The following is a 13976-nucleotide window of genomic DNA, read 5'->3' on the forward strand; positions in this document are numbered from 1 at the left end:
TATCACCTTTCCCTATATGCAAGAATAACGGCTCTTACTTGGTAGAGCCGTAATCTATATTATTTCATGCTGAGAATTCCAATTCCAAGAATGGCCACCACTAAGGCTACACTCCAGAATACATATACTACTTTTCGTTCACTCCAGCCACCTAATTCGAAATGATGGTGAATCGGGCTCATTCGGAAAATACGAACTCCACGAGTTTTAAACGAAGCCACTTGTAAAATAACAGATAATGCTTCTACTACAAACACAAAACCAATAATTATCAGTAATAATTCCGTTTTAGTGGCAATGGCCATACCTGCAAAGGCCCCACCTAAGGCTAGAGAACCAGTATCTCCCATAAACACTTTTGCTGGATTTGCGTTAAAATATAAAAATCCAATACAAACTGCACTTACAATCATACCAAAAAAAGTAACACTTAGGGAACCCGCTAATATACCAACGACTGCAAAAGCTGCACTGGCAATCGCCGATGTGCCTGCTGCTAATCCATCTAAGCCATCAGTTAAATTCACCGCATTGGTAGTTCCTAAAATGATGATAAAGGCCAGTACATAATAACCTATACCTAAATCTACTGTTACATCTGCCAATGGAATCCACAATGTAGTAGGCAGTGCGGCATACTCTACAGCAATATAGCAAAATACTACTGCTAATATAGCTTGCCCTAACAACTTTTGTTTCGCAGTAAGCCCTAGATTTCTGTGTTTGACAGCTTTGATGAAATCGTCACTAAACCCTAATACACCATGGCCTAATGTCAAGAATAATAACATCCATAATGTAACGGAGTACGGTGGTACAATACAAATCGTCAGTACCAAGGCTAGTAACATGAATAATCCACCCATAGTAGGCGTTCCAGCTTTCGCTAAATGAGCTTGTGGCCCGTCTTCACGAATCGATTGTTGCGCTTTCAATCGCTGCAACATTGGAATTCCAATTTTACCTAATACTAATGTACTCACTAGGGCTAAGCCAAAGGCTATTGCATAGTCCATATTCATGCTACATATCTCCTTACTTATCCATGTCGTTCTTTAAAATCTTCTATAATACGTTCCATTTTTAGGCCCCGTGATCCTTTTACTAGAATCACATCGCCTGCTTGTTTTACGTCATAATACGCATTCGCTATATCAAGATGGCTATTCCCTACATACACAAAAGGAACACCAGCCTCTTTAGCGGCAGCGGCCGCTAATTTCATCATTTCCCCAAATGTAAACACCATATCGTAGGATTCAGCACCCAGTAATTTTCCAATCTCTTTATGAGCAGATACTGAATGTTCACCTAACTCAAGCATATCGCCCAACATGGCAATCTTGCGCATGCCTTGTAACTGACCAAGCGCTCGAATTGATTCTGTCATACTATTAGGGTTTGCATTATACGCGTCATTGAGAACTGTAAAAGTTGGAAACGGTACAATTTCTTGACGCATAGGAATCCCTGGAAACTCTTGAAAGGCTTCTACAATTTCTTCTCGTGGCACACCTAAAATAGTTCCTACTGCAACTGCTGACAATGCATCATACACATTGTGAATCCCAATCATAGGCAAGAATATCTTCCAGGCTCCACTTTCATCATGAACTGTGAACTTAATACCTTTAGATGTATATTCCAGCGTAGCGCCTTGCACCATAGCTTCAGAATCCATACCATAAGTAAGTACTTTTGCATCTGTCACCTGTGCCATCGGAAGCACAAACGGGTCATCATGATTTAGAATAGCTACCCCTGTACTTGGCAAGGCTTCAATCAATTCTTGCTTCGCTTTTCCAATATTTTCTTGCGACCCTAATAGTTCAATATGACTAGTGCCTACATTGGTAATCACACCTATAGTTGGCTCTGCAATTTCTGCTAGTTCCGCAATTTGACCAAGTCCGCGCATCCCCATCTCAAGAACACATATATCATGATCCTCCGTCAATTGCAATAACATTTTAGGAACGCCAATTTCATTATTATAATTTTTTTCCGTTTTTAGCACTGTAAAAGCTTTCTCCAGAACAGCACTAATCATTTCTTTCGTTGTTGTCTTACCAGATGAACCTGTAATACCTATGACAGGAATTGGAAACCGTCTACGATGATAGGTCGCTAACTGTTGATATGCCAATAATGTATCCTCTACTTCGATACATACGAGCCCTTCTATAGATTTACCAATCTTAACAATAGCACCTGTGGCACCACGCTCTTTGGCAGTCTGCAAGAAGTCATGTCCATCAAATGTCATACCTTCTAAAGCTACAAAAAGTCCATTTTCACCAATGGTACGTGTATCCGTAGATACATCTGCAAAGGTAATCGAACTTGTTCCTGTATACTGTCCATGTGTTGCTTCTAGCACTTCTTGCACTGTAAATTGTGCCATATTATCTCTCCTTTAGAGCTTCTCTAGCAACTTCACGATCATCAAAATGAATCGTTTCGTCTTTTAATATTTGATAGTCTTCATGGCCTTTACCAGCAATGATTACTACATCTCCTGCTTTTGCTTCTGCAATGGCTGCAAAAATTGCTTCTCGGCGATCTACAATAACATCATAGTCTACTCCGTCACGCAAGCCTTCTTTGACGCCTACTTCTACATCTTTCACAATTTGCACTGGATCTTCTGTTCGAGGATTATCTGAAGTAACAAATACTCGATCACCATATTGAGCCGCAATACGCCCCATAATAGGACGTTTGGTAGCATCGCGATCACCACCGCAGCCAAAGACAACTATAATACGGTTTTCCACAATTTTCTTTGCTGTTTGCAAAATATTTTCCAATCCATCTGGCGTGTGGGCATAATCCACAACTACTGCAAAATCTTGACCTTCTTCGATAAGTTCAAAACGACCAGGCACAGCTGTGAAAGTTGCCAATCCTTTCACGATGTCATCCGTCGTCACGCCTTCATATAGAGCAGCACCTACGGCCGCTAATGTATTATATACGTTGAATAGACCTGCAATTTTTGTCTGAATTGTATAACTTTCTTCCCCGTAGGTCAATGTAAATTCAGAAGATTTGGCTGTAACACTCAAATTAGACGCATTCATAGTGCCCTTACCCTCTGTGCTATACGTAATCATTGGTGCTGTTGTTACATTTACAATCGCTTGACCATACGCATCATCTACATTAATAACAGCTCCTTTTCCTTCTTTCACTTGGTAAGAAGCGCTAACTTGCTTGAACAATGTCGCTTTTGCCGCTAGATAGTTATCAAATGTTTTGTGAAAATCTAAATGATCTTGTGTTAAGTTTGTAAATACAGCTGTATCATATTCCACGCCTGCTGTACGGCCTAATGCCAATGCATGAGAAGATACTTCCATAATACAATGCGTCACACCAGCATCCACCATTTGTTGCAAAATTTGTTGCAAGTCAGCCACATCTGGCGTGGTATTGTGAATCGGATAGGATTGGTCATCGATTAAAATATGAACCGTTCCAATAACACCTACTGTATATCCTTGAGATCGTAATAGATGCGCAATAATATGAGTCGTTGTAGTTTTACCATTAGTACCTGTCACACCAATCATACGCATCTTAGAGGCTGGATAATCATAGAAAAACGGCACTGCATCTTGTAAAGCTTGTCGTGTATCTTCTACATACAATACTGCTACGTGAGCAGGCACGGTCACAGGTTTAGATGCAATAATTGCTACAGCACCATCTTCTACTGCCTTATCTACAAAAGTGTGTGCATCTACTGTAGCCCCCACTAAACATATGAATAAGCTGCCTTCTTGTACTGTGCGAGAGTCAGCTGTAATATGACTCACTTCTGCTGTTACTGGACCCTCTACCTTTATAGGAGACACAATTTTCACAATATCTGCTACACGTTTCATACCGATTCCTCCAATCATAGCGAAAGCAGTCCAAAAGGACTGCCTTCATCATTCTCTAATATCCTTTTTCGTTGTAACCTTTCGTTCTTCCACTGTATTCTTAGTGGTATAAACGAAATTATCTGGTAATACCATGCCAAGTTTTTCTTGCGCAATTTTTTGAATGCGCGTTGGAGATTTTAGTTCTGCTAACTCTAAATTATACTCGTAATTCGTACGATTTTCAAAAACTATTTTTTCTTGTATTTGTACAGTTTCTTTTCTTACGTTTTCTGTAACACCCGTGATAATCAAACAAATCATTCCTAATATAACACCAAAGATCAAGGTCACTACACACTCTCTCATATTCGGTGTCACATCTAAGATAAAATCAGGTGATTTGACTTTTTCTTTTCTGGCGGGTTCTACATAGGGAGCCGATTGTTCCCAATATGTAGCCTTTCGTACTAACATAGTATTCCTCCAAACTATAATTTCACGGCTACCCTCAACTTGGCACTACGGGACCGTGGATTCTCTTCTACTTCTCGTTGACTAGGCTCTATGGCCTTATTTTTTGCTTTTACAGTTGGTACATTGTGGCACACACACATCGGCAAACTTGGTGGGCATGTACAACCTTGCGCTAACTCTTTAAATGTTTGTTTCGTAATTCTATCTTCTAAAGAATGGAACGTAATCACAGCAATTCGTCCACCCGAGTTTAGCATAGATACGGCATCTACAAATGCATCATGTAAAATTTGAAGTTCTTGATTCACTTCAATACGCAACGCTTGGAACGTTCGTTTCGCTGGATGCGGTCCGTCTTGTCTTGCTTTGGCCGGTATAGCTCGCTTGATAATATCCACCAATTGACCAGTCGTAACAATTGGCTCCTCGGCTCTCGCTTCTACAATGAACTCTATGATACGTTTGGCCCAACGTTCTTCCCCATACTCCCAAATGATGCGATATAGTTCTTCACTAGAATACGTGTTAACTATCGTTTCCACAGTTAATACTCCACTTTGATTCATTCGCATATCTAATGGACCATCTTGCATATAGGAAAATCCTCGTTCGGCTGTATCTAATTGATGACTGGATACACCTAGATCAAAGACAAATCCATCTACTTTTTCTATACCTGCATTGAGCAAGGCTTGTTTTAAGTTAGAGAAATTAGTTTCAATTACTTTCACCTGACAGCTCAAATCTTCTAACCGTTTTGATGCTGCTTGCAATGCCGCCACGTCTTGGTCTAAACCTACAATCATACCTTCTGCAGATAACTGTTCACCAATGGCATGGGAATGTCCTCCCCCACCCAAAGTACAATCTACATAGATTCCATCTGGTTTAATTGCCAATCCTGTTAGCGTTTCATTGAGTAACACACTCACATGATGAAAGTCCATAATCCCTCACTTAAAATCCAATGTCATCTAAATCCAACTCTTCGGCTAATTCTTCAATATTGCCATAAATCTCATCATTATAGGCATCCCAACGAGCTTTATTCCATACTTCAATGCGCTCACCATTACCAACGATGATAGCATCTTTTTTTAACTCTGCATGCTTTCTTAGATTACTTGGAATCAAGACACGACCTTGCTTATCAAACTCAAGATCTGCGGCTCCCCCTACAAAGAAACGCACAAAGGCACGTTGTGCAGATTTATTGGAACTTTGGGCACTTAGCTTTTTGGCAATTTCTTCAAATTTTTCTTGTGTATAAATGGCTAGGGTATTATCTAAATATCTGGTAACAACACAGTTTTCACCAAGCTGTTCGCGCATTTTAGCAGGAATTATCATGCGTCCTTTACTATCAATTGTATGTGAAAATTCACCTTTAAACATAGCAAGGACACCTCCTTTTTTATACACCTTTTTGCCCTATTACCACTATATGGTAAATTCTACCACATTTCACCACTTTTAACAACAAAATAACCACTCATTTTATAGATATTTATGCAAATTTTTCTTGCAATTCGTTTATAACGAACTTTTTTCTAAATAATTATATATATGTTCGTATATAAAACATAATATCGAACACTTTTTACAGTATAAAATGGTGGGGAAAAGTGGTGGGAATTTTCTGTTTTTCTTCATTTATTCTATGTACTATAAAAAATCCAGTATATTCACTTGAAAAATAGAGTATATAAGGTATTGATACACTCGTGGGAAACACACAAGAAAATACCATAAAATAAAAAAGACAGGTGAATCTATGATTCACCCATCTTTTCTTAACAGATATATGTTATATGCTATTATCCCTATTATTACGTGTTACAGCTGTCCAACTCGTTTCATGGCATCATATATACGTTGTGCCAATCCTGTAATTTGTCGTTTAGGAACTGAACATACTGCCACCCGAATCCCTCTAGATACAGGAATTAAGTACACATGTTCTTTCATCAATTCCTCTGTCACTTCAGCTGGTGCATCGCTTGGTATGGTCACAAAGAAACCTCCCATATATGGCAGCATAGGAAGCCCAATCGCTTTACCTTCTTCTTCTAAAATAGCAGCACGTTCTTCTACTAACTTAGAATAACCAAGAATTTCCTCTTCATACTGTTTCATTTTTTCTGGATCATGAACGATATTCGCCATCGTACGCATAGCTGGACGATTAATATTGGACCAAGTACCACGAGAGGTCATTTGATTGATATCAAAAAACTCTTGTGCCACTTCTGCATCAGAAGTAATCCCTAACATACAGCCCACACGTTGTCCATACATCGTGAAACCTTTAGAAATACTGTAGCAAGCTACTCCTAGTATTTCTTTAGGTAGATTTTCGAATTTCTTGAAGAAACGACGAACTTCTTCTTTTTCACCAGAAAAATCAATATAAGCCACATCAATACCGATGATTACTTTATTCTTTCCATTAGCTACCAAATTTTTAGACATGTCTAAGACTTTATCCCAATCACTTTCACATAAAGAGAATCCTGTTGGGTTATTACCAGGTGTATTGATGATAATTAACACATTTTCCTGTATCTTAGCCAATTCTAAGGTAAGCGCTTCTAAAGCAGGGAAATTAAATTCAAACGCCTCATCAAACAAAGGATATGTCACTAATTCTCTACCATTATCTGCACAAATTTGTTTATAAGCACCCCAATGCCAATCAGCCGTGATGACCTTATCTCCAATTTCTGTATAGTTGTGAACTAAATGATGAATACCACCTGTACCACCAGTCGTAGCAATCCCTTCGATATAGGCGTTTGGACGAGACTCACTAAAACATTCTTGCTTACATGCCTCGATGAACTCCGGCAATCCTTCAATTGGAGCATATGCGATGTATTCATTGCGTGGCAAATTACGGAACTCATCTTCTACAACCTTTAAAAATACGATATCTCCGTTTTCATCAAGGATAGACCCGACAGTACCGATTAAAACATTTTCTTTACCATATGTTCTTGCTGCTTCTTGCGCTCGAGAGTTTGTTGCAAAGATGGCGTCATTTGCTTTTTTCCCACGCGCTTGTTTCGCTGCCATGCTCATGTGTAACACCTTCCTAATTTATACTTATATGTAATATCTATCTACTAGTGTACAAAAAAATTGCTTTGACTACAAGACATTGAGCTCATGTATACACAATAGTTTTTACTACCTTCAATTTCATTTATATTTTGAAAGTATCTTCTGTATACATATCTAGCATGTAATGATATGTATATGCCATTATATAATCATTTCTCTATATTCTTATAGTAATATGTACGTTCCATTTCTCTTTGTAACAACTATATATTAAAAATATAGAAAATAAAAAGCAGATACACAACCGCAATGGATCGTATATCTGCTATCTTTATATAGTTACCTGCCAAGGTCAATTCACCAGTATTGAATCCTCTATATATCTTTTACTTTTCTAGGATATTTAAGATAAAATTTAGAGAATTATTCCACTCTACCACCCAAATACGCTTCCATCACTCTAGGGTCATGGCGAATTTCTTCTGCTGGTCCTGAAAGAACGATTTTACCTGTTTCTAATACATATGCATAGTCAGCTATTTTTAAAGCTTGACGTACGTTTTGCTCTACTAATAATACAGTCGTTCCTTCGGCACTAATCTCTTTGATAACTTCAAAGATTTCGTTCACTACCAACGGCGCCAAACCCATGGATGGTTCATCTAGTAACAACAGTTTAGGACGAGCCATCAAAGCACGGCCGATCGCAAGCATCTGTTGTTGTCCACCAGACAAAGTACCACCTAATTGGTAGCTACGTTCGTCAAGGATAGGGAACCGTTTGAACACTTTCTTAATATCATCGTTGATTTCAGCATCCTTACGAATATAGGCGCCCATTTCTAGATTTTCGTAAACACTCATATCTTGTAATATTTGGCGCCCTTCTGGAACGAGGGAGATACCAGCTTTCACTATGTCATGTGTTTTCATGGACGTAATATCCTTACCTTCAAAAGTAATGCGACCTTCTGTTGGTTTTACTAAGCCCATAATAGAACGCATAGTTGTCGATTTACCAGCACCATTGGCACCAATCAAAGATACAATAGAACCTTGAGGAACTTCTAAGTTAATAGATTTTAAAGCTGTAATATGTCCATAACCAGCTACTACATTTTCAATTTTTAACATATTATTCCTCCTTTCCTAAGTACGCTTCGATTACATCTGAATTGTTTTGAATTTCTTGTGGAGTTCCTTCTGCAATCTTTTTGCCGAAGTTCAACACTGCTAAACGGTCACAAATATTCATCATCAACGCCATATCATGCTCAATGACCACCACGGTAATACCTAAATCACGGATTTTTCCGATCAATTGGCGCAATACCTCTGTCTCACTATCATTCATACCTGCCGCAGGCTCATCTAATAAAATCAATTGTGGATGCGTTGCTAAGGCACGAGCAATTTCCAAACGACGTTGCTTACCATATGGTAAGGATGTAGCTACTTCTTCTGCATCCTCTTCTAAACCAACGAGTTTTAAAAACTCATAGGCAATACCACGACAACGCTCTTCTTCAATGCGTTGGCGTTTTGTACGGAAGAAACTAGACAACACACCAGAACCTGTACGACAATGCATACCTGTCAATACAGTTTCCAAGGCTGTCATATTACCAAAGAGACGGATATTTTGGAACGTTCTAGCAATCCCCATCTCCACTGTACGATGTGGCTTAATACCTACCACATTCATACCATCGAATACAATATTACCAGTACTTACAGGGAACACCCCAGTAATTAAGTTAAATAACGTCGTTTTACCAGCACCATTGGGTCCGATCACACCAAAGACTTCCCCTTGATTCACTTGGAAGGTAACTCCTGTCAAAGCAGCCACGCCGCCAAAGCTTTTACTTACATCATCTAATTGTAATAGCATGCTACCCTCCTATTCTTGATCAGATTTGCTTTGTGCTTTATACGCTTCAAAGCGTTCTGTTAATACTTGTGATTCTGGAATGTATGGTTTCTTTTTTACACCTAGTTTACGATAGATTTTTTCCATTAATTCTTCTGTCAAAATACCATCTGGGCGAACAGCCATCAAGATAACTAATAAAGCCCCGTAAATAATATCACGATAATCCGCTAAGAAACGCAATACTTCTGGTAATAATGTCAAAATGAAAGAACCTAATACAGAACCCCACACTACATTAGAACCACCAAATACTGGGAATAATAAAATTTGTACTACTTTGTGGTAACTGAAATCTGTAGGGTTGATAAAGTTCGTAATATGAGCATACAAACCACCACCAATGCCGGCAATAAAAGCGCCGATGACAAAGGCTAACATTTTGTAATACACCACATTGATACCCATCAACTCTGCTGCATGGTCATCTGCTTTGATAGCTTGGAATGCACGACCTACACGACTATTGTGGATACGTAAACAGAATAGAATAACCAATGCTAAAATCACTAATAAGATAACAATCGTTAACAAGTTACCCCATGTTAATGCATCGATATCTAACAATCCGTCCATATCGAATTCATACACATAGTTTGTCAATTCTTGGGCAATCGCTGGAATTCCTGAAAGCCCCAATGCACCATGTGTCACTTCCAAGTTCAAGAAAATAACACGTACTACTTCACCAAAACCTAAGGTAGCAATGGCTAAATATAACCCTTTTAAACGCGTCGTAGGTAAACCAATCACAATAGCTACTAAGGCCGCTACAATACCACCAATGAAGATAGCAATCGGAATCGGTAGCTCAGCTTTCAGAGCCAGCAAAGCACCCACGTAGGCACCAACACTCATGAAACCTGCTGCACCCAATGTCAACTGCCCTGTAGAAAGGGTGAAGAAAATGGAAATACCCATAATGGCATTGATGATGAAGAACATCACAATTTGTAGATAATATGGATTTAAAATTTCACTCATGGTCGTCCCCCCTTATCTTTGGATCCGAATAACCCTTGTGGTCTCCAGAATAATAAGAGAATGATTAACCCAAAGGCTACTGCATCACGGTAAGAAGATGCTCCATAGGCAACAGAGAATACTTCAGATACACCTAAGATGAATCCGCCTACCATGGCACCTGTAATATTACCAAGACCACCTAGGATTAATACAGCTAACCCTTTAAATCCGATGACAACACCCATCATAGGCTCTACAGCATCGAAAGATAAGCCAACTAACACCCCAGCGGCAGAACCTAATGCAGAGGCCAACATGACTGTTACAGAAATAACTAAAGTAGGGTTAATGCCCAATAAAGATGCTGTTTCCGTGCTTAAGGATACGGCACGGATAGCTTTACCGATTTTAGTCTTTTTAATGAGTACATTTAAAATCAACATTAACACAATGGATACGCCAAGGCCAATAATTTGAACCATAGAGATTTTGAACATACCAAAATCGATAAGTCCACCAATAAAATCTGGTGGGAATGAACGTGTTTGAGGACCCCACACAAGCAAGGCTACACTTTCAATAAAAATAGAGACACCAATCGTAGAAATCAATGGCGCCAAATGGGATACATTTTTTTTGCGAAGTGGACGAAGTGCCACAAACTCTAACAAATATCCAAGAATTGCCCCTACGAGCATAGCCACAAGGATGGCTACAAAGATATTAGCTTCAAAGACTGTCACCATAAATAAACCCACGAAGGCACCTATCATAAAGATGCCTCCGTGAGCCATGTTGATGATGTTCAACACACCAAACACCAGTGTCAATCCGATTGCTAATACTGCATAGAGACTGCCTAAAGTAAGGCCATTCACTAATTGCTGTAAAAACATCGTTTAACTCCTATTTTTGTAATGCGTCGAACTGACCATTTTTAATTTGTAAAACTTGAACTTCCATAGATGGATCGCGTTTTTCGTTAAATTGGAATTTACCAGTTACCCCTACGAAGTCTGTAATGCCTTTTAATGCGTTACGGAATTTTTCGCGATCTGTTGTAGAACCTGCTGCTTTCAATGCTGCTTCGTACAAGAACACAGCATCATATGCTTGTGCTGCGAATTGATCTGGTTCATGACCATATTTTTCTACATAGGCTTTGCGGAAGTCGCGAACTTTTTGGTCATCTTTGTTAGGGAACCAAGGTGTACCTACGATCGCACCATCAGCAGCGGCACCTGCATTTTTAATGAACGCTGGACTATTGAAACCATTAGAACCTACCACTGGTTGGTTCATACCAAGCTCACGCATTTTTTTCATAATCAACGCACCTTCTTGGTACAAGGAAGCAACGATGATGATATCAGGTTTTGCTTGTTGAATTTTAGTCAACTGTGCAGAGAAATCTGTATCTTTGTCTGCAAACGTTTCTGTTGCTACAATTTGAACTCCTTCAGATTCCAATGCTTTTTTAGCAGTATTGTTTACAGATACCATTTGGTCATTGTTGTTAGAGTACATAATAGCTGCTGTTTTGAAACCTAATACTTTATGAGATTGACGAATCGCTGCGTCTACTGCCAAAGATTCTGGTACAGCATTACGGAAAATATAATCTCCGATATCAGTGATGCCTTCTGCAGTTGTAGAAGTACCCAATGCTACCACTTTATTTTTATTGGCAATCGGGCCTGCTGCCATCATTTCACCAGATAACATAGGTCCGATGACAGCTACGACTTTATCTTTAGCAATCACTTTGTTCATCGCATTGATGGCTTCATTTTTGTCACCTTTTGTATCTTCCACTAGCAAATTGATTTTTACATTGTTAGCATCGCCATTAATTTGTGCTACTGCCAACTCTGCGCCATTCTTAATGGATTCGCCATAGGCAGCTGCTGCGCCAGACGTCGTAGTCAATAAAGCTACTTTTGCTTCATTTGCATTGTTTGTTGATGAACTATTGCCACCGCAACCAGCGATCGCCGCAGCTAAAATAGCCGTAGCACCCAATGCTAGTGCACGTTTGAACATGGATTTTTTCATGTTACACCCTTCCTTTTTTTTAACTCTTCTTTTGGATTTTCTAACTGTGAAAGTCATCTTTATCTTTTTCACTTTATCAGCTTAAAGAACAATTGATAACACTATAGAAAATCTATGCTTTCCTATTATGAATGTACCATGAGTATTTTGTCAAATATAAATATAAGAATTTAGTTATGAGTTTATTTAGTAAGCCTACAACGTATATTTTACGCACTTTTGTATTTGTACAGAGCACAAATATCTTTTCTAATACAAAAATGGTGATGAAAGTTACTACTCTCATCACCAAATTATCTACATACTTTTTTATTTAATTGTTGCTAACAAAACTTTGCATACTTTTCTTTCAGTAATGTCATTAATTCACAGTATACAAATAATCATATTGTTCTTGTGTCAATGTATCTAAGTCATAGCCCATGGATTGCAATTTTAGTTTCGCAATTTCTGCATCCACTTCATATGGCAATACATGTACATCATGTTCCATATCCTTGCCATGGTGCAAGATATATTCTGCCGCCAATGCTTGCATTGCAAAGGACAAGTCCATGATTTCTGCTGGGTGTCCATCACCTGCTGCTAGGTTTACTAAACGACCTTCTGCTAGTACATACAATTGGCGACCATCTTGCATATGGTAGGCCTCGATATTTTGACGCACTCGTTCATGAGATACAGCCATTGCTTCTAAATCTTTCACATTCACTTCGCAATCGAAATGGCCTGCATTACAAAGCACAGCACGATCTTTCATCACCGCATAATGCTCTTCTGTGATAACGTCTTTACAGCCTGTAACCGTACAGAAAATATCACCAATTTTAGCTGCTTCCACCATTGGCAAGACTTTGAAACCATCGAATACAGCCTCGATGGCTTTAATTGGATCCACTTCTGTTACATACACGTGAGCACCTAGGCCTTTTGCACGAAGTGCCACGCCCTTACCGCACCAGCCGTAACCAGCAACCACTACGTTTTTACCTGTTACCGTTAAGTTCGTAGTACGCATAATACCATCCCAAACAGATTGGCCTGTGCCATAGCGGTTATCAAATAAGTATTTACAGTTAGAATCGTTAACAGCGATCATAGGGAATGTTAATTGTTCAGCCTCAGCAAGTGCTTTCAAACGATGTACACCTGTTGTGGTTTCTTCACTGCCACCTAATAAACGTTCTTTCGCATCCGTTCTTGTTGTATGTAACAAGCTTACTAAATCGCCACCGTCATCAATAATAATATGCGGTTTATGATCTAATGCTTTATTTAAAAACATCGTATATTCTTCATCAGTGCAATTGTACCAAGCATATACAGTTAACCCCATGTCTACCAATCCTGCCGCTACATCATCTTGCGTAGATAACGGATTGGAACCTGTAACAATAACCTCGGCACCACCACGTTGTAACACCGTAGATAAATAGGCAGTTTTCGCCTCTAAATGAACGGATACAACGATGGTTTGACCTTTGAAAGTTTGTTCTTTTTCAAAACGGTCTCCTAATGTGTTCAAAGTAGGCATGAAATTAGCTACCCAGTCGATTTTTTTACGACCTTCAGCAGCTAAGGAAATATCTCGAATTAAAGATTGCATTAGCGTT

General features: G+C 39.0%; 13 protein-coding genes. All 13 read right to left on the reverse strand.

Annotated features, from left to right (window positions below):
• Positions 1-59: 59 nt before the first annotated feature.
• A complete protein-coding gene (gene mraY / locus EO122_RS03845; protein WP_127009447.1) occupies positions 60-1022 on the reverse strand; it encodes a phospho-N-acetylmuramoyl-pentapeptide-transferase in 963 nt (320 codons plus the stop codon).
• Between the two features lie 17 nt (positions 1023-1039).
• Positions 1040-2404, reverse strand: coding sequence for a UDP-N-acetylmuramoyl-tripeptide--D-alanyl-D-alanine ligase (murF, locus tag EO122_RS03850; RefSeq protein ID WP_127009448.1), 1365 nt, complete (start codon positions 2402-2404; stop codon positions 1040-1042).
• Position 2405: 1 nt separating this feature from the next.
• Positions 2406-3890, reverse strand: coding sequence for a UDP-N-acetylmuramoyl-L-alanyl-D-glutamate--2,6-diaminopimelate ligase (locus EO122_RS03855; RefSeq protein ID WP_127009475.1), 1485 nt, complete (start codon positions 3888-3890; stop codon positions 2406-2408).
• Between the two features lie 48 nt (positions 3891-3938).
• Positions 3939-4346: a cell division protein FtsL gene (locus tag EO122_RS03860; protein WP_126937345.1), complete on the reverse strand. Its 408-nt coding sequence runs from the start codon at positions 4344-4346 to the stop codon at positions 3939-3941.
• A 14-nt stretch (positions 4347-4360) separates the two neighbouring features.
• Positions 4361-5293 (reverse strand): 16S rRNA (cytosine(1402)-N(4))-methyltransferase RsmH, encoded by a 933-nt coding sequence (gene rsmH, locus EO122_RS03865; RefSeq protein ID WP_127009449.1) that lies wholly within the window; start codon positions 5291-5293, stop codon positions 4361-4363.
• A gap of 10 nt (positions 5294-5303) precedes the next feature.
• Positions 5304-5741 carry a division/cell wall cluster transcriptional repressor MraZ gene (gene mraZ, locus EO122_RS03870; protein WP_126937347.1) on the reverse strand — a complete coding sequence of 146 codons (438 nt, stop codon included), beginning with the start codon at positions 5739-5741 and terminating at the stop codon, positions 5304-5306.
• 441 nt (positions 5742-6182) lie between these two features.
• Positions 6183-7427, reverse strand: coding sequence for an aminotransferase class I/II-fold pyridoxal phosphate-dependent enzyme (locus tag EO122_RS03875; RefSeq protein ID WP_127009450.1), 1245 nt, complete (start codon positions 7425-7427; stop codon positions 6183-6185).
• Between the two features lie 405 nt (positions 7428-7832).
• The gene (locus EO122_RS03880; RefSeq protein WP_127009451.1) at positions 7833-8543 is read right to left on the reverse strand and encodes an ABC transporter ATP-binding protein; all 711 of its coding nucleotides are present in this window, start codon (positions 8541-8543) and stop codon (positions 7833-7835) included.
• Position 8544: 1 nt separating this feature from the next.
• The gene (locus EO122_RS03885; protein ID WP_127009452.1) at positions 8545-9303 is read right to left on the reverse strand and encodes an ABC transporter ATP-binding protein; all 759 of its coding nucleotides are present in this window, start codon (positions 9301-9303) and stop codon (positions 8545-8547) included.
• Positions 9304-9312: 9 nt separating this feature from the next.
• On the reverse strand, positions 9313-10326 hold the full coding sequence (locus tag EO122_RS03890; protein WP_127009453.1) for a branched-chain amino acid ABC transporter permease: 1014 nt from the start codon (positions 10324-10326) through the stop codon (positions 9313-9315).
• Positions 10323-11204: a branched-chain amino acid ABC transporter permease gene (locus EO122_RS03895; protein ID WP_126937352.1), complete on the reverse strand. Its 882-nt coding sequence runs from the start codon at positions 11202-11204 to the stop codon at positions 10323-10325. Before EO122_RS03895 ends, EO122_RS03890 begins: the two co-directional genes overlap by 4 nt.
• A 10-nt stretch (positions 11205-11214) precedes the next feature.
• Positions 11215-12363 carry an ABC transporter substrate-binding protein gene (locus EO122_RS03900; RefSeq protein WP_127009454.1) on the reverse strand — a complete coding sequence of 383 codons (1149 nt, stop codon included), beginning with the start codon at positions 12361-12363 and terminating at the stop codon, positions 11215-11217.
• 361 nt (positions 12364-12724) lie between these two features.
• A complete protein-coding gene (locus EO122_RS03905; protein WP_127009455.1) occupies positions 12725-13969 on the reverse strand; it encodes an adenosylhomocysteinase in 1245 nt (414 codons plus the stop codon).
• Between the last annotated feature and the right edge of the window lie 7 nt (positions 13970-13976).

Origin of the sequence: Veillonella sp. CHU110, from assembly GCF_003992255.1 — a bacterium.
In the GTDB taxonomy this organism is placed as follows: domain Bacteria; phylum Bacillota; class Negativicutes; order Veillonellales; family Veillonellaceae; genus F0422.

Coding starts and splice junctions, on each gene's coding strand:
- mraY (WP_127009447.1), bottom strand. CDS start 1,022: ATGAATATGGACTATGCAATAGCCTTTGGCTTAGCCCTAGTGAGTACA.
- murF (WP_127009448.1), bottom strand. CDS start 2,404: ATGGCACAATTTACAGTGCAAGAAGTGCTAGAAGCAACACATGGACAG.
- EO122_RS03855 (WP_127009475.1), bottom strand. CDS start 3,890: ATGAAACGTGTAGCAGATATTGTGAAAATTGTGTCTCCTATAAAGGTA.
- EO122_RS03860 (WP_126937345.1), bottom strand. CDS start 4,346: ATGTTAGTACGAAAGGCTACATATTGGGAACAATCGGCTCCCTATGTA.
- rsmH (WP_127009449.1), bottom strand. CDS start 5,293: ATGGACTTTCATCATGTGAGTGTGTTACTCAATGAAACGCTAACAGGA.
- mraZ (WP_126937347.1), bottom strand. CDS start 5,741: ATGTTTAAAGGTGAATTTTCACATACAATTGATAGTAAAGGACGCATG.
- EO122_RS03875 (WP_127009450.1), bottom strand. CDS start 7,427: ATGAGCATGGCAGCGAAACAAGCGCGTGGGAAAAAAGCAAATGACGCC.
- EO122_RS03880 (WP_127009451.1), bottom strand. CDS start 8,543: ATGTTAAAAATTGAAAATGTAGTAGCTGGTTATGGACATATTACAGCT.
- EO122_RS03885 (WP_127009452.1), bottom strand. CDS start 9,303: ATGCTATTACAATTAGATGATGTAAGTAAAAGCTTTGGCGGCGTGGCT.
- EO122_RS03890 (WP_127009453.1), bottom strand. CDS start 10,326: ATGAGTGAAATTTTAAATCCATATTATCTACAAATTGTGATGTTCTTC.
- EO122_RS03895 (WP_126937352.1), bottom strand. CDS start 11,204: ATGTTTTTACAGCAATTAGTGAATGGCCTTACTTTAGGCAGTCTCTAT.
- EO122_RS03900 (WP_127009454.1), bottom strand. CDS start 12,363: ATGAAAAAATCCATGTTCAAACGTGCACTAGCATTGGGTGCTACGGCT.
- EO122_RS03905 (WP_127009455.1), bottom strand. CDS start 13,969: ATGCAATCTTTAATTCGAGATATTTCCTTAGCTGCTGAAGGTCGTAAA.